Origin of the sequence: Halobaculum marinum, from assembly GCF_029338555.1 — an archaeon.
GTDB lineage: Archaea > Halobacteriota > Halobacteria > Halobacteriales > Haloferacaceae > Halobaculum > Halobaculum marinum.
Map to the genome: position 1 here is coordinate 1,697,046 of NZ_CP119989.1, position 18,659 is coordinate 1,715,704.

The 18,659-nt window shown below is 69.7% G+C and carries 23 protein-coding genes and 1 tRNA gene; 11 read left to right on the top strand and 13 right to left on the bottom strand.

Going from position 1 to position 18,659, the window contains the following annotated elements; all coding sequences use genetic code 11:
• Positions 1–32: 32 nt before the first annotated feature.
• The 4 genes from P0R32_RS08755 to P0R32_RS08770 form a co-directional block, all read right to left on the bottom strand.
• Positions 33–956 (bottom strand): DMT family transporter, encoded by a 924-nt coding sequence (locus P0R32_RS08755; RefSeq protein ID WP_276236574.1) that lies wholly within the window; start codon positions 954–956, stop codon positions 33–35.
• Positions 957–1,184: 228 nt separating this feature from the next.
• Entirely contained in the window at positions 1,185–1,868 is a 684-nt protein-coding gene (gene queC / locus P0R32_RS08760) for a 7-cyano-7-deazaguanine synthase QueC (protein WP_276239381.1), read from the bottom strand.
• A 169-nt stretch (positions 1,869–2,037) separates the two neighbouring features.
• Positions 2,038–2,835 (bottom strand): 7-carboxy-7-deazaguanine synthase QueE, encoded by a 798-nt coding sequence (locus tag P0R32_RS08765; protein WP_276236575.1) that lies wholly within the window; start codon positions 2,833–2,835, stop codon positions 2,038–2,040.
• Between the two features lie 3 nt (positions 2,836–2,838).
• The gene (locus P0R32_RS08770) at positions 2,839–3,330 is read right to left on the bottom strand and encodes a 6-pyruvoyl trahydropterin synthase family protein (RefSeq protein ID WP_276236576.1); all 492 of its coding nucleotides are present in this window, start codon (positions 3,328–3,330) and stop codon (positions 2,839–2,841) included.
• A 108-nt stretch (positions 3,331–3,438) separates the two neighbouring features.
• Here P0R32_RS08770 and P0R32_RS08775 point away from each other — a divergent pair, with 108 nt between their 5' ends.
• The gene (locus P0R32_RS08775) at positions 3,439–3,819 is read left to right on the top strand and encodes a 2Fe-2S iron-sulfur cluster binding domain-containing protein (RefSeq protein ID WP_276236577.1); all 381 of its coding nucleotides are present in this window, start codon (positions 3,439–3,441) and stop codon (positions 3,817–3,819) included.
• Between the two features lie 146 nt (positions 3,820–3,965).
• On the top strand, positions 3,966–4,586 hold the full coding sequence (locus P0R32_RS08780; protein WP_276236578.1) for a flagellin: 621 nt from the start codon (positions 3,966–3,968) through the stop codon (positions 4,584–4,586).
• A 106-nt stretch (positions 4,587–4,692) separates the two neighbouring features.
• Here the strand turns inward: P0R32_RS08780 and P0R32_RS08785 are convergent, their stop codons facing one another.
• Positions 4,693–5,469 (bottom strand): sensor domain-containing protein, encoded by a 777-nt coding sequence (locus P0R32_RS08785; protein ID WP_276236579.1) that lies wholly within the window; start codon positions 5,467–5,469, stop codon positions 4,693–4,695.
• 166 nt (positions 5,470–5,635) lie between these two features.
• On the opposite strand from P0R32_RS08785, the gene P0R32_RS08790 reads away from it, so the two are divergent.
• The 4 genes from P0R32_RS08790 to P0R32_RS08805 all read left to right on the top strand — a co-directional run bounded on the left by P0R32_RS08790 (position 5,636) and on the right by P0R32_RS08805 (position 7,354).
• Positions 5,636–5,980, top strand: coding sequence for a winged helix-turn-helix domain-containing protein (locus P0R32_RS08790; RefSeq protein ID WP_276236580.1), 345 nt, complete (start codon positions 5,636–5,638; stop codon positions 5,978–5,980).
• Positions 5,977–6,321 carry a hypothetical protein gene (locus tag P0R32_RS08795; protein WP_276236581.1) on the top strand — a complete coding sequence of 115 codons (345 nt, stop codon included), beginning with the start codon at positions 5,977–5,979 and terminating at the stop codon, positions 6,319–6,321. The genes P0R32_RS08790 and P0R32_RS08795 overlap by 4 nt, the downstream gene beginning before the upstream one ends.
• On the top strand, positions 6,308–6,592 hold the full coding sequence (locus P0R32_RS08800) for a DUF7521 family protein (protein WP_276236582.1): 285 nt from the start codon (positions 6,308–6,310) through the stop codon (positions 6,590–6,592). Before P0R32_RS08795 ends, P0R32_RS08800 begins: the two co-directional genes overlap by 14 nt.
• A 102-nt stretch (positions 6,593–6,694) precedes the next feature.
• Entirely contained in the window at positions 6,695–7,354 is a 660-nt protein-coding gene (locus tag P0R32_RS08805; protein ID WP_276236583.1) for a sensor domain-containing protein, read from the top strand.
• Between the two features lie 404 nt (positions 7,355–7,758).
• On the opposite strand, the gene P0R32_RS08810 is transcribed toward P0R32_RS08805, so the two are convergent.
• Together P0R32_RS08810 and P0R32_RS08815 are read right to left on the bottom strand one after the other, a co-directional pair.
• Positions 7,759–8,592: a DUF4097 family beta strand repeat-containing protein gene (locus tag P0R32_RS08810; RefSeq protein ID WP_276236584.1), complete on the bottom strand. Its 834-nt coding sequence runs from the start codon at positions 8,590–8,592 to the stop codon at positions 7,759–7,761.
• Between the two features lie 148 nt (positions 8,593–8,740).
• Positions 8,741–8,814: transfer RNA gene (locus P0R32_RS08815), tRNA-Tyr, on the bottom strand.
• 120 nt (positions 8,815–8,934) lie between these two features.
• Here P0R32_RS08815 and P0R32_RS08820 point away from each other — a divergent pair.
• Together P0R32_RS08820 and P0R32_RS08825 are read left to right on the top strand one after the other, a co-directional pair.
• On the top strand, positions 8,935–9,711 hold the full coding sequence (locus tag P0R32_RS08820) for a hypothetical protein (protein WP_276236585.1): 777 nt from the start codon (positions 8,935–8,937) through the stop codon (positions 9,709–9,711).
• Positions 9,708–10,259 (top strand): cupin domain-containing protein, encoded by a 552-nt coding sequence (locus P0R32_RS08825; RefSeq protein ID WP_276236586.1) that lies wholly within the window; start codon positions 9,708–9,710, stop codon positions 10,257–10,259. The genes P0R32_RS08820 and P0R32_RS08825 overlap by 4 nt, the downstream gene beginning before the upstream one ends.
• Positions 10,260–10,280: 21 nt before the next feature.
• Here P0R32_RS08825 and P0R32_RS08830 read toward each other — a convergent pair whose 3' ends face one another.
• Positions 10,281–12,146, bottom strand: a complete 1,866-nt coding sequence (locus tag P0R32_RS08830; protein WP_276236587.1) for a DEAD/DEAH box helicase — start codon at positions 12,144–12,146, stop codon at positions 10,281–10,283.
• A 119-nt stretch (positions 12,147–12,265) separates the two neighbouring features.
• Between P0R32_RS08830 and P0R32_RS08835 the strand changes: the two genes are divergently transcribed.
• Positions 12,266–13,018, top strand: a complete 753-nt coding sequence (locus P0R32_RS08835) for a hypothetical protein (RefSeq protein WP_276236588.1) — start codon at positions 12,266–12,268, stop codon at positions 13,016–13,018.
• A 49-nt stretch (positions 13,019–13,067) separates the two neighbouring features.
• On the opposite strand, the gene P0R32_RS08840 is transcribed toward P0R32_RS08835, so the two are convergent.
• The 3 genes from P0R32_RS08840 to P0R32_RS08850 all read right to left on the bottom strand — a co-directional run bounded on the left by P0R32_RS08840 (position 13,068) and on the right by P0R32_RS08850 (position 14,914).
• Positions 13,068–13,700, bottom strand: a complete 633-nt coding sequence (locus P0R32_RS08840; protein ID WP_276236589.1) for a hypothetical protein — start codon at positions 13,698–13,700, stop codon at positions 13,068–13,070.
• Between the two features lie 139 nt (positions 13,701–13,839).
• The gene (locus P0R32_RS08845; RefSeq protein ID WP_222922387.1) at positions 13,840–14,400 is read right to left on the bottom strand and encodes a TATA-box-binding protein; all 561 of its coding nucleotides are present in this window, start codon (positions 14,398–14,400) and stop codon (positions 13,840–13,842) included.
• An 82-nt stretch (positions 14,401–14,482) separates the two neighbouring features.
• On the bottom strand, positions 14,483–14,914 hold the full coding sequence (locus P0R32_RS08850) for a hypothetical protein (RefSeq protein ID WP_276236590.1): 432 nt from the start codon (positions 14,912–14,914) through the stop codon (positions 14,483–14,485).
• Positions 14,915–15,011: 97 nt separating this feature from the next.
• On the opposite strand from P0R32_RS08850, the gene P0R32_RS08855 reads away from it, so the two are divergent.
• Positions 15,012–15,860 carry a hypothetical protein gene (locus tag P0R32_RS08855; RefSeq protein ID WP_276236591.1) on the top strand — a complete coding sequence of 283 codons (849 nt, stop codon included), beginning with the start codon at positions 15,012–15,014 and terminating at the stop codon, positions 15,858–15,860.
• Between the two features lie 104 nt (positions 15,861–15,964).
• Here P0R32_RS08855 and P0R32_RS08860 read toward each other — a convergent pair whose 3' ends face one another.
• Positions 15,965–16,291 (bottom strand): DUF8124 family protein, encoded by a 327-nt coding sequence (locus tag P0R32_RS08860; protein ID WP_276236592.1) that lies wholly within the window; start codon positions 16,289–16,291, stop codon positions 15,965–15,967.
• 93 nt (positions 16,292–16,384) lie between these two features.
• Here P0R32_RS08860 and P0R32_RS08865 point away from each other — a divergent pair, with 93 nt between their 5' ends.
• Positions 16,385–16,666 carry a MoaD family protein gene (locus P0R32_RS08865; RefSeq protein ID WP_349770212.1) on the top strand — a complete coding sequence of 94 codons (282 nt, stop codon included), beginning with the start codon at positions 16,385–16,387 and terminating at the stop codon, positions 16,664–16,666.
• A gap of 252 nt (positions 16,667–16,918) precedes the next feature.
• Here the strand turns inward: P0R32_RS08865 and P0R32_RS08870 are convergent, their stop codons facing one another.
• A complete protein-coding gene (locus P0R32_RS08870) occupies positions 16,919–18,625 on the bottom strand; it encodes an aldehyde ferredoxin oxidoreductase C-terminal domain-containing protein (RefSeq protein ID WP_276236594.1) in 1,707 nt (568 codons plus the stop codon).
• Between the last annotated feature and the right edge of the window lie 34 nt (positions 18,626–18,659).

Consider the following 18,659-nt stretch of genomic DNA (forward strand, 5'->3'; position numbering starts at 1 on the left):
CGATTGGCTCGGTCCAGTCATCGACCGCCCCCTCAGCCGTCACGCGCCCGCGTCGTCCCCAACACGCCGGCGAGAACGACCGCCCCGCCGACGACCGTGATGGGCGACGGGACCTCCGCGAGCAGCACCACCGCCAGCAGCGTGCTCCCGACCGGTTCCCCGAGCAGCGAGACGCTCACGACGCTCGACTCGACGTGCGCGAGCGCCCAGTTGATCACGGTGTGGCCGAACACCCCCGGTCCCGCGGCCATCGCGAGGAACAGCAGCCACTCCTCCGCCGGGTAGGCGAACAGCGGGTGGCCGCGGACGAGCGCCGCCGCCAGGAGTGTGAGCGCGCACGTCGTGTACACGACGACGACGTACGGGAGCAGTGGCAGTCGCTGTCGAACCGACCGACCGACGAGCACGTACGCCCCTGCCGTTGCGGCGCCCAGCACCGCGAGTGCGTTGCCGTACAGCGGTGCGGGACCCGCGATGGCCGCGCCTGCGCCCAGCAGCGTGTCGCCGACGCTCATCAGCACCATCCCCGCGAGCGCGACGCCGATGCCGACGACCGTCCGCGGGCCGACCCGCTCGTCGAGCAGCGCCCACGCGCCGGCGACCACGAACAGCGGTTGGGCTTGGACGAGCGTCACGCTCGCGGCGATACTCGTCCACCGGAGGCTCTCGAACCACGACCCGAAGTGGACCGCGAGCGCGACGCCCGCGGCGCCCGCGAGGACGAGGTCGCGGGCACCGATCCGTCGGAATGCGGCGCGGTCGTCGGGTCGCGCCAGCGTGAGCGGGAGGAGTAACGCGATGGTGAACACGACGCGGTACAGCGCCTTGATCAGACTCGGTGCGCCGCTCCACTCGACGAGGATCGCACTCGTCGAGACGGCGAACACCGCGACGGCGAGTCCGACCAACGGCGGCACGCGCTCCTCCAGCGCGTCGATGGCGGCGAGCGTCGACACACCGACCGCTACGCGACTGTGGCCGAAGTGCTTGCGGTTCCGGCGACTGCACTCGGGATAGCGAACTGGCGACGCTCGACGCCTCGACGAACGGAGAGGACCTGGGCCGCGAGCGGTGCGTCGCGCGACCGCTGGACGCTCGCGGGTGAGGGTCAGATCACGGCGGCACGCGGGTGGTGGTCGCGTGATCGGTGAAGAAGGCTCGCGTGGGTGCGGTGCGGTGGTCGCCTACGCTTGGCTTCCGGGGGCGGCCTCGCCGGTGTAGTCGGGGCGCTCCTCGTACTCGATGGGGTCCTCGATGCCGAGGCGCTGGAACGCCTGGAGGCGGAAGGCGCAAGAGTCGCAAGTGCCGCAGGCGGGCGCCTCCTCACGGTAGCAACTCCACGTCAGGTCGTAGGGCACGCCGAGTTCGGTGCCGCGTTCGGCGATGTCGGTCTTGGAGTCCTCGACGAACGGCACGACCACGTCGATGCTCGTCTCCGGCTTGGTCCCCACGTCGACCATCGCCTCGAACGCCGCGAAGAACTCCGGGCGGCAGTCGGGGTAGCCGGCGTAGTCCTCCGAGTGGGCGCCGACGAACACGGCCTCACAGTCGTTGGCCTCCGCGTACGAGACGGCCATCGAGAGGAGGTTCGCGTTGCGGAACGGCACGTACGAACTCGGAATCTCGTCGCTGTCGTCGTCCATGTCGGCGTCAGCGACGGCCATCGAGTCGTCCGTGAGCGACGAGGCGCCGATGCGGGCGAGGTGGTCCGTCTCGATGTGGAGGAAGTCGTCGACGGCCAACTCCTCGCGGAGCGCCTCCGCGCAGGCGTACTCCTTCGACTCGGTGGTCTGGCCGTAAGAGGTGTGCAGGAAGTGGAGGTCGTAGCCGCGCTCGCGGGCCTCGTAGGCCGTCGTCGCGGAGTCCATCCCGCCGGAGACGAGCACGACGGCGCCCGGACGCTCGCCGCCGTCGGTGCGGGCGGTGTGGCTGGCGTCGCTGTCGACGGCGGCGTTCCCGCTGTCGGTGGCGGCGTTCTCGTGGTCCTCGGTCGATGCGGTCGGGTCGGCGGACTCGGTGGGTGTCGTGTCTGTCATCTCAGGTCTCAGGGGCGTCGTTCCACAGGTCGACGTGGATGCGCGGCGTGTACCGGAAGCCGTACTCGGCGGCCAACTCCGCGACGGCGGTGCGGGTGTCGGCCAACTGGTCGCGGGTCTGTCCCTCGGGCATGAGCAGCACCTCCTCGTCGGGGACGGCGACGCTCGCCGCCTCGCGGACGCGCTCGACGAGGTCGACGATTTCGGCCATATCCTCGCGGCCGGTGACGACGAACTTCAGTTGACTCTCGTAGCGCTCGACCAGCGTCGCCAACGCGTCGATGTCGATACGATTCGCCTCGTGTCTGGCGGCCCACTCCCCCGAGTCGGCAGGGGGAGCCTCGCCGTCGGCGCCCGCCGGCGGTCGCTCGGCCGTCGGCGTCGACGAGGCGAGTTTCGGGCTGATGCTCGCGAGGTCGACCGGCGTCCCCTCGGGGGGGACGACCGTGCCGTTCGTCTCGACGGTCAGGTGGTAGTCGTCGCCGAGGCGACGGAGCAACTCGAAGCTCTCCTCGTGGATCGTAGGCTCGCCGCCCGTGAGGACGACGTGGTCGGGGTCGCGCTCCGCGACCGCGGCGACGACATCGTCGACCGCCATCCACGCGTGTGTCGGTTCCCACGACGTGTGGTAGGAGTCACAGAACCAACACCGGAGGTTACAGCCGCTCGTGCGGACGAACGTGCTCGGCACGCCCGCGAGCACGCCCTCTCCTTGGAGCGAGGCGAACAGTTCGTTGACGGGGAGCGCGGGGCCGTCGGGCGCCGTCTCCGGGCGGTCGACCTCGCTGGTGACGGGCACGGTTCAGACCCCGCCGGCACACAACTCGCTCGTCTCCGCGACATCGACGGACACGTCGGAGACGCGGTCGGGGAGCCGCTCGGCGAGCTTCTCCTCCAGCACGACGCTCATCACCTCGGCCGTCGGCGGCGCGTCGAGTACAACGAGCGCGTCGGCGTCGCCGGACGCCTCGAACCCCTCGACGAGCGGGTCGCCGGCCTCGACGAGGAAGCGGTGGTCCCACTCGTCGATCACGGCGGTCACCTCCCCCTTGTCGACGACCCACCCCTCGGGGCCGAGTTCGCCCGCGATCCGGACGGCCACCTCGTAGTTGTGGCCGTGGGGGCGGCTGCACTTTCCGTCGTGTCGGAGGAGGCGGTGGCCCGCCGAGATCCGGATGGGACGGTCGCCACCCACGACGAGGGCACGCTCGCCGGCGTCGGCCAACCGCTCGGCGACGGCGTCGTCGTCGAGCGCACCGCGACGTGTGTGTTCTTCGAGGGCTCCTTCAGTCATACCCGAGGAATACCCTGGCGGGTATATGGCTCTGTTCACTCGCGAGCCGACCGTCGGATCCGACGGCGCCGCCGTGACGGATTTATCGGTCGCCGTCGACGGAGACGTATGACCGAGGACGCACCCGACAGTGACGGCGACGCCGGGATTCCGGTCCGCGTGCGACACGCCGACGGAGAGGTGACGGTGCGAGTCGCGTCGGGGGTGCCACTCAGAGACGCGCTCTTGGCCGCCGACCGAGCCACGGCGGCCGATATCGATCTGTCACCGTACGCGAGCGCGACGGAGCGACTCAACTGCGGCGGTCGGGGGCTCTGTGCGACCTGCGGCGTCCGTATCGTCGCCGGGCCGGACGCGACCCACTGGCACGACCGACTCGCTGAGCGGTTCGGCTACCCGCGGCTGTCGTGTCAGGTGACGGTCGAGGAGGCGATGACCGTCGCGCTCGTGCCGGACAAGCGCATCTGGGGAGACAGATCCGACCGGTGAGCGACCACAGGTCCTCCTCGCGGGCGTCGCCGCGAGGCGGACGAGCCGACGAGCAGTATCGTTAGTGATAATTCAACGACAGGACTTTATGTCACTCGGAGAGGATCCGCGCCACCTCGGTCTGTGTCGTGCAGCCGGGGGTCACTATGAACCGTCAACACTCATCCGCTGACGACGAACGCGGGCAGGTGGGGATCGGGACGCTCATCGTGTTCATCGCGATGGTGCTCGTGGCAGCGATCGCCGCGGGCGTCCTGGTCAACACCGCCGGCTTCCTGCAGTCGAAAGCGGCGGACACGGGCGAGCGGTCTGTCGCCCAGGTGTCCGACCGGCTGCAGGTCGTCGTCGCCACCGGGAACGTCAACCCGGACGGCAGCGCTGACGGTATCGCAGACGGAACTGTCGACGCGGTGAACGTGACGGTGACCCAGGCGCCGGGCGCCGCATCCATCGACCTTCGCAACGCGACGGTCTCGTGGATCGGCCCGGCAGGGACGCACACGCTCACCCACGAGAATGCGAGCGAACCCGGCTACTCGTTCGGTACGACGCCGATCAAGGCCGTGAACTCCGACCCCGTGCTCGACACGCCCGACGACCGGTTCAGCATCGACATCGCGCTCGGTGCCGCCGGCTCCGCCGGGCCCGACCGACTCGACGCGGGACAGGAGGCTCGACTCGTGATCAACACCCGCGACGGCGCGCGCGTGACGGTGTACCTCACCGTCCCCGACTCCGTCGACGGCCGCAGCAGCGTCGAACTGTAATCCCTTTCGGGGGATTTTCTCCGGACGAGTAGTGGCTGGCGGCACAGAAGGCGACCGCGATTCGGGAGAACAGTCCACAGCGCTGCTGCCGGTCAGGTGCTGCTGGTCAGGCGCCACCGGTACCGCGCCGAACCGCGCGGCGAGCAGTCCCGACCACGTCGTACGTCCCCCCGAGCATGACTCGCGCGTACCACCCCGAGAGCCGGGCCAGCCAGTTCAGCAGTTGGAAGCCGACGAGGATCACGAGGACTCCGAAGCCCGCGACGATGAGCGCCTCGCCGAGGGTCGTGACCCGCCACGCCTCCAGCCGGAACACCGTTTCGTAGCCGACGAGCAGGCGGTTCCAACCGAAGTACAGCGCCGGGTGGAGTTCGACCGGACGGTCGGTCACAACGCCGACGTACAGGCCGGGCTGGTCGTAGTAGAGCGGCACCAACAGCAGGCTGACGCCGGTCGTCAACGTGCTCGTGATCACAGTGAACGACGCCAACCCGAGGAGGAACTTGCTCGGCAGGTAGACGAGCGCGGTCCAAGTGCCGCGGTCGGTGACGACCTCGGTGAGGCGCTCGCGCCACGACTCGTCGGGCGATGCCGGGCGTCGGTGTTCGATGTCCACGCCGAGGAGGGCGCTCGTGAGCCGTCGTTCGACGTCCGCGAGGCCGAGCGAGACGGCGACCAACAGCGCGAGCACAGGGATCCCGATGACGACGAACACCAAGCCGAGCCCGAGCGGAACGCCTATCGCCAAAAGGAGGAAGTAGGCGAACCCCAGCGGGACCGCGAGCGAGAGGTACAGGAGGTTGAGATACGTCTGCCGGCGGAACGGCGACGCGAGAAACGACCGGAGTCCGCGACGGACCCGAACGCTCGCGGTGAGGGACATGTGTCCGGACCTGTCCGAGCGGCGATCATAAACGTTCGGGTCGCTCTGTGGAGGCTGCAATCGTGGCTCTGGACGTATCAGGGGCGGTCCGGAAGTCTGGGCCGATGTGTCGCTATGGAGAGTCGAGTCGGGACGTTTTTCGTGAGGCGTGGAGACTGCCGTGACGATGGCCGAGGACGACGGAGACGGTATCGTCGACCTCCTCGGCGACGACTACGCCAGGACGATCCTCCGCGAGACCTACGGCGACACGAAGTCCGTCGAGACGCTGAGCGAGGCGTGCGACGCGGACTCCTCGACGGTGTACCGCCGGATCCAGCGGCTCCGGGACGCCGACCTCATCGAGGACGAACAGCAACTCGACCCGGGCGGCCACCACTACAAGACTTACCGCGCCAGCGTCGAGGCGGTCCACCTCGAACTGTCGGAGAACGGCTTCGAGATATCGATCGACCGCCCCGAACCGGACGCGGCCGACCGCTTCACGCGACTGTACGAGGGGTTCAAATGACCGGCCCGTTCCCCACCCACGCCGCGCTCGCGATGCCGCTCCAGACCGCCACCGGCGGGTCGCCGACGGTGGTGCTGCTCGTCTTCGCGGCGTTGTTCGTCGCGACGGTGCTGTCGTTGTATCTCGCGCGACGCCTGTACGACGGCTATCGGGACAGCGGCGGCCGGCCCAGGCTGCTGCTCGGCGTGGGGCTCGTGTTGGTGACGACGGTGCCCATCCTGCTCCGACTCGTGCTGTCCAACCTCCCAAAGACGGACCCGACACTCCGCTCGCTGGCGGTGACCGGCTGTCAACTGCTCGGACTCCTGCTCGTGCTTGGGGTGATCTATGACCGTCGTTGACGCCGCGACCGTGCTGTTCGTGACCGCCGCCGCGACGGCGCTGGCCGGCATCGCCGTCACGGCGGTTGCCTACCAGGGCTACCGCCGCCACAACAGCGCGATGATGCGGTATCTCGCCGTCGGAATCGCGTTCGTCGCCGTCGCACCCTTCTGCATCAGCTACGGACTCGCGCCGCTGGCCGGTCTCGACGACGCGACGACGCTGCTGGCGGTGCTGTGTGCGAACGTCGCCGGTCTGCTTGCGCTGGTGTACTCGCTCGACGGCACCTGACCCCGAGCGCGGGACCTCGTACTTGTATCCTTCGACGGTCCGTCAGGCGAACAGGCGGCTGCCCGGTTATACGGTCGACCGTGACGGAGTGACGATCGTCGCATGACGACCGCAGACTCCAGAGACGCGTTGGCCTCGTTCGCAAGCGCGCCACTCGACCCCCTCACGTATCGTAGCTTCTTGTACCTCCTGCTGGCAGTCCCAGTCGGGTTCGCATACCTGATCGTGTTCTCGCTCGCCGGGGGCCTGTCGGTGGGCCTGAGCGTCACGGTGCTGGCGCCCCTCGCGGTGCTCACCACACTGCTGTTGGCGGTCGCCGTCGTCTGGGCGGACGCGACGCTGACGGGCCGCCTGCTCGACGTCGAGGTGTCGCCGTGGTTCCCCTCCCGCGACCGCGGCGTCGTCGCGTTCTGCAAGGAACTCGTGCTCGCCCGCGAGACGTGGACCGGACTGCTGTACCTCTGCTGGCGGATGGTGCTCGGCATCGTCGCGCTCGTCGTGTTGACGACCGGGGTCTCGCTCACGTGGGGCCTGCTCGCTGCGCCGCTGGCGTACGACGAGTTCCTCCGGATCGACTACCGACTCGGCGTCTATCGGATCGACACGCTCAGCCGTGCGCTCGTCGCCGCGGGCGCTGGCGTCGTCGTGGGCGCCCTCACGCTGTACGCGGCGAACCTCCTCGGGCGTGTCTCGGCGGTCGTCACGACGACGCTCGTCGACGGTCCCTCGGGCGACGACCCGGACGAGACGACCGACGCCTGAGGATCGACGCCAGTAGATCGACATCCGGAGTTCGACCCCCTCCCCGTAGTCCCCCGCTGACGCTTCCCGCCACACGCCCTCATCCGGACGGACCCCGCTGACGTGTGCACCCTCCACAGCCGCCCTCCTTCTCTCCGCTCTCACCCCCGACACCTCGTCGTCCTCCACTCACGATCCCCCGCCGTCGCTGTCCTCGCTGTCCGGTGGTCGCTCCAGCGAATCCGGGTCAGCAACCGACCGACCACCCGACACGGCTCCGTCGCCTTAGGAGAGTCACCGGGAGACGTACCGCAGGGAGGTGAACGAGGCGAGCGGGGCGACTGAAGATGGTCGGGTGAGCAGCGGACAGGGGAGGAGAAGACGGGGAAGGAGAGGACGGCAGCGGGCCGAAGCGGGGAAGCGTCTCAGTTCAGCGCCGAAACCGACACGTCGCCGGTGTCGGTCTCGATGTCGAGGGTCGGGCCGCCCTCGCCGAGGGTGCCGGTCACGAGGTCGTCGGTCCGTGTCGAATCCGACAGCGACAGCCCCGAGACGGAGACGTCGCCGGTGCTGGTTCGAGCGCGAAGCACCGCGTCGACATCCCTGCCGACGGCCGCCGCGACGTCGCCGGTCTCTGACTCGACCCTCGTGTCGTCGTCGATAGCTGGCACGTCCACCGTCACGTGGCCGGTGGACGTCGTCGCGCCGGCCAGCGCCTCGGGGCGGTCGACGACGACGTCGCCGGTCGAGGCGGTCGCGCGGACCGCGCCCGCGACGCGGCGGACACGCACGTCGCCGGTGTTCGTCTCGGCGTCGAGGTCGCCGACGACGTCCTCGACGTCCAGGTCGCCGACCTGGCTCTGAACCGACGACACCGGCAGCGCCTCGGGGACTGTCACGTCGAGCGACATCGACGGCCGACCGCCGAGTAACTCGGTGTCGCCGGTGAACTCCGACCTGAAGAGGAGTTCGTCGCCCGAGCGCTCGACCCGGAAGGCAAGGTCCGTGATGTCGGCCGTGACCGAACTGGCCTGCTTCACGATGTGGACGTCGATGTCCTCGCGGTCGGCGGTCCGAATGGTCACGTCGCCCAGATCCGTCTGGACGGCCAGGCGCTCGGCGCCGTCGAGCGCGACGGTCTCGGTGCGTTCGGTGCGCTTGCCGACGAACGGCGTGGCGCCGCTACAGCCGGCGATCGATGCAAGGAGGGCCGTTGCGCCGCCCGCGAGGACGCGGCGGCGCGTGAGGTTGTTGCTCACGATTAGTGGGTCTGTACAGACACTCATTAACCGAAATAGAACCCTGTCGACTCGACAACTCGTGAAAACGGTTATATACGAGATCGGAGCGCGGCGGAACGGTCGCTTCCCTCACGGCTCGATGGGTTCGCGATGTTCGACGAGAAAGTCCGGGTTCCCCGATTTGAACGGGGGGCAAGCCGATCTACAGTCGGCTGCTCTACCAGGCTGAGCTAAACCCGGATACACTCACAGATACCCGCCGATTCGGACTTAAGGGTTCCCATTCGGGAGCAGTTCGGTAGTACGAACCATGGTTCCGTCGCGGGGTTTATCGCACGCGGCGCGAACACGGCGGACGCCATGGGCGACGACGAGAGCCGACAGATGACGTTCGGCGCCGACGGTGAGATCTCCGAGCGATCCCCCGACGCCGACGACACGAACGACTTCGGCGACCCGAAGGCCGCCGACGAGACAGACGGCGGGTACAACCGCTATGCGGTGTCGAGCCTGCTCCAGAAGGCGGTTCGGCGCTCGGACGAGGAGGTTGCGGCGTGGGCCGCGTGGGAACTGGCGCGCTCGGGGTTCGCGTGGAACCTCTGGGAGCGCCTCCACCTGTACGTCGTCGAGGACCTGCGCGCCGGCCAAGACGTCGCCCTGCTGGTCGAGCGCTACGAGACGCTCGCGACCGAGCGGTGGGAGCCGAACGAGTGGCGCGGGCGTCTCTGTGCGATCCACGCGGCGCTGGCGTGCGCTCGCGCCACGTCGTCGCGAGAGGGTCCGAACGCCGACGAGTTCTTCCGCAACGCCGCGGCGGCGCGTGCGGAGGCGGACGAGACCGACACGGAACCGGCCGCCGACTTCCCCGTCGGCGAGTTCGAACCGGGCGGCGAGTACGACGTCGCCTTCGACAAACACACCGGTGAGGGGAGTCGCCTCGGCCGCGGCGCCGAGTTCTTCAAGACCCACGGCGCCCGCGTCGGCCCCGAGGGCGAAGACGACCTGAGCGCGCGCTGGCAACGACTCAACATGGCGCTGCACGACGTGGACTTCTCGGGCGCCCAGATCGCCCACGCCATCGACCCGGTCGACGAGGACGAGCAGTGGGCTGAGCCGTCGTTCGACGACGAGGGATGAACCGGGCCGCGTTCGGCGACGCCGACGAGTCGGTCGTTCGACTGACCGACCGACTCGCGACAGACCACGTCTCCGTCAACTGGTATCGGCTGCCGTCAGGCGACGGCTTTCCGAGCGGATTGCACGCCCACGCCGACCAAGAGGAGGTGTTCGTCGTCGTCGCGGGCGTCGCACGGTTCGAGACGCTCGACGGCGACGTGCGCGTCGAGGCGGGCGAGGCCGTCCGATTCGCGCCCGGTGAGTTCCAGACGGGGGAGAACGCCGGCGACGACCCGCTCGTCGCCCTCGCGCTCGGCGCCCCCCGCGACAGCGACGACGTTCGCGTCCCGGCGACGTGTCCCGACTGCGGGACGAACTCGCTCCGACTCGACACCGCCGACGGACTGTCGTTCGTGTGTCCCGACTGCGACGCCGAGCACACCCCTGCCCCGTGCCCCGACTGCGAGAGCGACCAACTCGCGTTCACGACCGACGACGAGAAAGATCCTGTCGTCGAGTGTGCCGACTGCGACGCGCGGTTCGCCGACGCGCCGCTGGCGGACAAGTGAGTCGACGGCGCGGACCGGACCCTACTCGACGGTCCGCTCGTGGACGCGGATCCCCTTCTCGGCGAGGTGGTTCATCTGCCGCTGCGCGAAGTCCTCCTCGCTGGTGCCGCGCGTCGCGAGCACGTACACGAGCGCCGACCCCGCAGGGCGCATCGTCCGTCCGGCGCGCTGAGCGCCCTGGCGTCGACTTCCACCGAGTCCCGAAGCGACGACGGCTAACTCGGCGTTCGGCAGGTCGATACCCTCGTCGGCGATGCGCGAGACGACGAGCGTCCGGCGCTCGCCCTGTCGGAACTCCTCGAACAGGCGCTGGCGGACGTGGTGGCGCGTCTCCCCGGAGACGAAGGGGACGCCCAGATCCGCCGCGAGCGCCTCGCCTTGGTCGAGGTAGTCGACGAACACGAGGGCCTTCGCGTCGCCGTGCTGGTCGCGCAGACGGCGCACCTCGTCGGCCTTCGCGGGGTTCTTCGCCGCCGCGATGTGGCGGTCGCGGCCGTCGGCGTTGGCCCATTCGTTCTGTGCTTCGTCGTCGCGCCACGGCACGTACCGGATCTCGACCTCCGGTTCCTGCACGAACCCGGCGTCGAACAGCGCGCCCCAGTCGGTCCCGATGGGCGGGCCGATGAGCGTGAAGATCTCCTCTTCGTTGTCGTCCTCACGGATCGGCGTCGCGGACAGTCCGAGTCGGTGTTTGCTCTGGAGGTCCGCCGAGCGGCGGAACACTGGCGAGGGGATGTGGTGGCACTCGTCGTACACGATCAGCCCCCACTCGCGCGAGTCGAACAGCGAGCGGTGGCGATCCATCCCGGCGGTCTGGTAGGTGGCGATGGTCACGGGTCGGATCTCCTTCTCCCCGCCGTGGTACTCGCCGATCTGCGACTCGTCGAGGTTCGTGTGGGCGAGGATCTCCGCCTTCCACTGCCCGGCGAGTTCGCGCGAGGGGACGAGGATCAGCGTCTCGCCGCCGACGGCCGCGAGCACGCCGAGCGCGGCGACCGTCTTGCCCGACCCCGGTGGCGCGACGAACACGCCCGCGCGCTGTTCGGTGAATCGGTCGACCCAGTCTGTTTGGTACGCACGGAGGTCGGCCTCCAGTTCCACGTCCAGCGGGTCACCCGACTCCAGTTCGCGCTCGTCGACGACGGGGTAGCCCGCCTCGTACAGCACGCGCTTCACGTGACCGATCTCGTGTTCGTTCACCCACGACTCCGTATCGGAGAGGTCCGCCTGCAACACGGTCGGGTCGAGCTTCTGGCGGGCGACGTTGCCCATCAACTCCTCGCGGTCGGCTTCGAGGACCACGTAGCCGTCCTCGTGCGTTCGCAGGCGGAACTGCCGCGCGCGCTTCCACTGGTTCTCGACCCACTCCTCCAGGTGCGGCGACCGCCGCGGGAGCACCGACCGCATCCGCGCGAGCAACTGCGAGAACTCCTCGAACGGCGCCGCCCAGATATCCTCCTGCCGGATCTCGTAGAGGTAGCCGCGCGTCCCCGGTTCGGTCCCCGTAGAGTCGACGAGGTGTGCGAAGTCCGCCAGCATCGCCCGCGTGTACTGCGTCGGCTGGTCGACGACGATCTGACGGCGCGTGGGGAACATGACGACTCGCTCGCGTTCGGCGAGGTCCCCCCACGAACTCGGGTAGTAGACGACCGGGTCCGCCTCAACGTCGACGCGTTCGACGCTCCCCTCGTCGGCCAGTGCGTCGAGCTGGTCGCTGGCCGCAGCCTGCGTCCGGTCTGTCTCGCGGGCGACCTGCGTGGCCGTCAACACCGGTCGCGCCGCCGCCTCGACGGCGTCGTAGAAGTTGTCGATCGTGAGCGCCTCGGCGTCCCGGTCGGTCGCCGACGCGTCGTCGACGCCCGTCGCATCGCCGTCGTCGTCCGTCATCGGGCGGGGTAGGTCGCCGCCGCGTAAAGGCACCGCGTTCGAACTGGGTTCCCTCACCGACACGGAGTGGACACCTCCCCCGCGCAAGCGACTTCCCTCCTCGCGACCAACCGTCGGTGATGAGTCAGCGGCTCCTCGACGCCGGCGCGGCCGCCGTGCGCGCTCGCGGGTACGACGTGACGCGACCCGACAGCGGCGCGGAGCCGCCGGGACTGGCGACGCCGCGAGACGGCGCCGACGCGCCCTTCGGTCGCCCCCGCGACACCGCGATCGATCCGATCGCGAACGCGGACCCGACGACGGTGCTGTCTCGCCTGTGGACCAACCGCAACCACGACCGGGCGACCCTGTTCGTCGTCGACGACCGCGAGACGGCCGACGCGGTGGCGGCGCTGCTCGGTCCGCCGCTCGGGGTGGCGAGCGCCGACGACCGAGGGCGGCGCGTCTTCTTCGACGGCCCTGACCGCGTCCCGCTCGCCGAGGGCGGCTACGCGGCGGTCCCGTCTGGAGACCGAGTCGTCTGGCGAGAGACCGGGGAGGGGGAGACGTTCAGACTGGTGTTGGAGGCCGCCGACGGTGAGACGCTCGGCGCGCTCGACGGCGTCGGCGACCTGAACTGTCCGCCGCGCGCGACGTTCCCGTACGCGTACGAGCGCGACGACGACAAGCAGATTCGCGTGCGCGACTTCCTCGGGCGTCCCGTCGACACGTTCCCGGGGATCAAGGCGATGCGGGCGGGCGGGTTCGCACCCGTGGCCGCGCCGCTGGTCCCGGAGCACATGCTCGACGGCGACGTCGACGGCTGGTGGGGCGTGTACGTCGTCGAAGACGGCTCCGTCGTGACGTCGCCCGTTGACGCCGCCGAGCGGTAGTGAGAGGCGCAGAACGGTAGTGAACGGCGCCGAACGGTGTCGGGTCGGGTTACCGGTCGCCGCAGGACAACTCACACAGCTCTCGCTTCGAGCGGAACCGGGCGCCGCAGTCGACGCACTCGACGTGGCCGTCGCCCGCGCCCGTGCGGACGCGGTGGCCGCCGACCTCGAACGGGCGCGTGACGACGCGCGGGCGGATCCGACCCGGGATCTGCCGCTCTTTGTGTTCGGAGAGGTCCGCGCGAAGTTGGATGGTGTGGACGTCCGCCTCGCTCCAGCGCTCGGACGTCATCGCCGCGTCCCAGTCGGCGACCTCAGTCCACCCGGTGACGAGCACCGGGGAGGGAGTGTGGGTGTCGCCGAGCACGACGACGAAGCGGACGCCGTCGCGGACGAGCGCGAACCGCCACCCGTCGGTGGAGTTCCAGCGGAGTTGACCTGCTCGAATCGCCTCGCCGACGACTGGGAGGGTGATGTAGCGGCCCTGCTGTCGCAGGCGGTGTCTGAAGTGGTCTGTCTGTGCATACAGCCCCGGGTCTCGTTCGGGAGGGGCAGAGACGTCTCCCCCCCGTTTCGGGGTGTCGGGCGAACGGGTCCGAGCCCGGGTGTTCGTGTGCACGCCGCCGCGACCGGTGTGCGCCGACGCCGAGGCGGCGTCAGCGGTGCCCTGTCGGGAAGCCACTATGCTCGCGGATCCGTGTTCAGAGTATATACCTGTTTCCCCGGTAGTGTCACCCATGCCACGGTGGGGCACAGGAGGAGTCCCCTACTGGCGGCGCTCACGGATGTCGAACGGGCGCCGAAACGAGAGAACGCCGGGCCTACCCGAGCAGGCCGAGCGCTTCGATGCGGTCGACGATCTCCTCGACTGCTTCTTCGGCGTCGTCGGTGCGCTTGCCGCCGGTGATCACGATCTTCCCAGAGCCGAACAGCAGAATGACCACGTCGGGCTCGTCCATGCGGTAGACGAGGCCGGGGAACTGCTCGGGTTCGTACTCGACGTCCTCGAGGCCCAGCCCGATCGCGAGGGCGTTGAGGTTGAGCTGGTGGCCCAGGTCCGCCGAGGAGACGATGTTCTGGACGGTGATGTCCGGGTCGTCCTCCACGGGAATCTTCAGGCCGCGGAGCTTCTCGAAGATGATCCCGAGCGCGTCGTGCACGTCGTCGATGCTCTTGGCACCGGTGCAGACGATCTTGCCCGAGCGGAAGATGAGTGCCGCCGCCTTCGGCTCCTGCGTCCGGTAGACCAGCCCGGGGAAGTTGTCCGGGTTGAAGTCCGCACCCGGGAGGTCCTCCGCCAACGCTTCGAGGTCGAGCTCCTGCCCAATCCCCGTCGATGCTACAACGTTCTGAATCTCGATGGATTCTGCCGGGTCCGTCATGCGTCGTCGATCCTCTACCTCCCTTTATAAACCGACGGGTTATAAAGCCGGGTGTCTCAGCGACCGCCCGCTCGCGGTCGGTTCAGCGATCGGGGGTCGTTCGCTCCCGGTCGGCGAGCGCCCGGTCGACGGCCGCCCGCGAGCACCCTGCGAGCGCCGCCGCTCGGGGAGGTGACACGTCGAACCGCTCACAGGCGACCGCCGCTCCGACCACCGCGGGCGGGTGCGGCGACCCCTCCTCGCCGGACGCAATCTGCTCCGCGGCGGGGTCGGGTGTCGGTGGCGACGGGGGGACCGCGCCGAAGTTGGGGTCGCGCTCGCGCAGTCCGAGCCACGCGGTCAGCGTCGTCGACAGGGCTGTCAAGGCGGGGTCGTCGCCCGCGGCGGCTCGCAGCGGGTCGAGCGCGCCCGCCAGCGCCAACGCCCGACGCGACTCGCCGGCGGTCAGCGCGTGCTCGACGGCCGCGTTCTGCACCGCCTCGACGGGGCGCGTCGGGTCGCTCCTCCCTGGCATCGGCGTCGGCTACGTGCCGGAGGGGCAAAACACCGTCATCACTTGCGATAGACTCGCCAGTAAATTTATCTCCGATCGACGTTCACGTGTGTTCGACATGGATACCACGGGGATCGAGCAACCGATCGGCGCCCTGCACGCCGACACCGCCTCGCTCGCGGACGCGGCGGCGCTCGCTGGGGGCGATCACGTCGCGTTGATCGCGGACGGGTCCGTCGACGAGTGGCACAGAGCGGTGCACGCGGCTGGCGCGGGCGCGCCGTCTACGTCGTACTTGGTGAGCGTTGACGACACCGTGCGTGGCGGCGCCGCGTCGGCGACGCCCGGGGGACGCCGAATCGACGGCGGGGTCGTGTTGGCGACGACGGAGGCGCCGGTCGCCGACCCCATCGAGTACCTGCGGGCGGTGCTGTCGGAGGCGGTCGACGGCCCCACCGGGTCGGTCGTCGTCGACGACCTCGGGGCGCTCCTCCCCGCGGACGCCGACCCGATGGCGACCGTCGACGACCTCGTCGACCTCGCGGCGGAGTTCGGCGTCGAGTTTCACGCGCGCGCCACCGGCGAGGGCGACGTCCTCTCGGCGCTCGCGCGGCGACTGCCCGGGGCAGACGACGACGCCGACCGGGCCATCGCCGCGCACCTCGTGTCGCACCTCCGCGAGGCCGACCCGACGAACTTCGGCTACCTGCGGCGCCACTGGCGCGACGCCCGCCGCGGCCTCGCCGCCGTCGACATGACCTACCCGCAGTCGAAGCAGGTGCACGCGTCGCTGTCCGACACCGAGACGTCGCCCCGGACGCTCGGTGCGGCGCTGCAGGCGCTGGTGAAACTCGGTGCGCTCGGCGTGTGGGGCGACACCGTCGCCGCGAACCGCTACGACCTCACCGGGTACGACCCCGCTCGAATCGACGCGGTCGGCGCTATCCTCACCGACCTGGACGACTGACGACGCTCTCCGCTCGATCCCCTTCCTACCGAAGCTACTCCGCCAGCGTCAGCCTCACCACTGTCTCGGCTGACAGGCACAGTCTCCGTCCAGCGGCGACGCGCTCACTCGGCGGGCGACGACAGCGTGTGGGCCAGTAGCTCGCCGTCCGGGCGCATCGTGACCGTCCCGAGGGTCACCGTCTCGTCGGTGCCGGCCGTCCGCGCGACCGCCCGAAGCGTGTCCTCCTGGTCCAGCGTCTCCCACGTCACCCGCTCGATCAGCCGCTGGAACTCGTCGGGGTCGCTCCACCCCGAGTCGATGTCGGAGGGGACGTGGACGACGAACTGGAACACCTCGCTCGTGACGTGGATACCGACCCCGAACGTGTCGCCGGCGTCGGGTCCCTCGTCGGTGCCCGCACCCGCCGCGGCGTCGCCGTCTTCGCTCATACGCGGCGGCTACTCGGCGGGCGCGCAAGAGTCCGTCGGGCCGGACGGGTGAGAAGCTACAAGCCGGCCCGCACGTAGCTACACGTCGTGGTCATCGAAGTCGAGTGTCGACTGTTCGGGCCGTTCCGCGAGGACGCCGGCGTCGCCGACGTCGTCCGCGAGACGGACGCCGAAACGGTCGGCGACCTCCTCCGGGAGTTGGAGCGCGAGTACCCCGCCCTCGCCGGTCGCCTCGTCGACGAGGAGGCGGCGACGACTGCGGGGTCGACGGTCGTGACGAAGGCGAAGAAGAACGTCCGCCACCTCGACGGCCTCGACACGCCGCTGGCCGACGGCGACGTGATCCGCCTCGTGCCGTCGGTGTACGGCGGGTGAGTGCGGCGAGCGTCGAACCAACCGATTCTGGCGGCGTGCTCGCCAACTGACCTCGCCGCCGTCTGTCGAGGGCTCGGTCGCTCCGCTCCTACAGCGTTGATGGGCGGCTCGGCCAACTGACCTCGCCGCCGTCTGTCGAGGGCTCGGTCGCTCCGCTCCTACAGCGTTGATGGGCGGCTCGGCCAACTGACCTCGCCGCCGTCTGTCGAGGGCTCGGTCGCTCCGCTCCCTCGCCCTCGCTCTCCCCTCGCGTTAGTCGTCGGCGACGGCGCCGTATCCGATCGCCGTCTCGGTGAGCGAGTCGAGCGCGTCGTCGGGGACAGTGCCGTCCTCGTTCCACCCGCGCGCTTCGTAGTACTCCTGCACCGCGGCGTCGAGGTCGGGCACCTCGTCGGCGTACGGGAGGCCGTCGTCGGCGACGTCTTTGCCGCGCTGGTTGTTGAAGTGGCGCTCGCGCGCGACGACCCGGGCACCGATCTCCAGCAGGTGCTCGTAGTCGGTCTCCAACAGCATCGCGAGGCGCTCGTCGGTGATGTAGTCGCCGGCGAACGCGCAGACGACGCCAGAGTCGCGGATCACGTTGCGGTTCTCCTCGTGGACGAGGCGCTCGGCCTTCCCGAGCGTCCCCTCCGGGTCGAGTTCGCCCGAGTACTCCAGGCCGAGCATCCCGGCGTACATGTGGTCGGCGCCACGGTTCGCGACGGCGTAGCTCAGCCCTTGCCCGTGGAGCACGCGCCCGTCGTGGGCGGCGAACTCCATCCCCTTCACCGTGTAGTCGTTCACGCCGAGTGCCTCGTGGGCGCGGTGGACGCCCTCGGCGAGCAGGTCGCCGCGTTCCGTCTCACGGCTGGCGATTTCCCGGAGCACCTCGCGCGCGAGTTCGGCGTCACCGAACGCGTCCTCGCTCTTGAGGTAGGCGGCGACGGTGACGCCCGCGGAGATGGTGTCCATCCCGAGTTCGTCACACAGTTCGTTCGCCTCCATCACGTCGACGATGTCGCCGACGCCTTGGCAGGAGCCGAACGCGTACACGGTTTCGAACTCCGGGCCCTCCGTCTCGACGCCGCGCTCCTCGTCGCGGGTGGGGAGTTTGCAGGCGTAGGCGCACTGCGAGCAGGCGCCCTTCTTGTACTTCTTCGCCTCGACGGCGTCGCCGCCGATGCCCGCCGCCGACTCGAACTCGTACTCGTCGAAGTAGCGCGTCGGGAGCGCGAAGTTGTCGTTGATGAACTCCGTGCCGCCGGTCGTCCCCTGTCGCTTCATGCGGTCGTCGGAGGTGGCCGCCTCGCGGTGGACGTCCGCCGACGGCGGGTTCGCCACCTCGATTTCGGGGCGGGCGCTTCCGTCGCCCGCGAACGTGACGCACTTGACGTTCTTGCTCCCGAGGACGGTGCCGAGGCCCCCGCGACCGAACGCGCGCGAGTCGAACGTCATCACGGAGGCGAACCGGACGAGGTTCTCTCCGGCGGGGCCGACCGTGATGCAGTTCTCGGGGCCCAGGTCGTGCTCCTCGCTCATGTACTCGGACACCGCTGACACCTCCGCGCCGGCCAACTCTGGCACCGCCTCGAACTCGACGCCGTCGTCGCGGACGTGAACCGCGAGCGGTTCGTCGCTCGCGCCGACGAACTCGACGACCGAGTAGCCGGTGTCGGCGAAGTTGCGCGAGAGGTAGCCGCCCGCGTTCGTCGAGGCGAGGCCGTCGGTGAGCGGCGACAGCGCGGTCATGTTCATCCGCCCGGTGAAGCTCATCTGGCTCATCTGGAGCGGCCCGGTCGACAGGTACGCGCGGTTCTCCGGCCCGAACGGGTCGGCGTCGACGGGGATGCGCTCGTGCGCCAGCGCCGTCGCGGCGGCGCGCCCGCCGATGAACGCCGAGAGCGTCTCCGAGATGTCGGTCTCGGCGACGGTCCGGTCGGTCACGTCGACCGTCAAGAGTGGCCCTTTCGCTGTGAGCATACGCCCCGGTTGGAGTCGCGCGTAAAAACCGTAT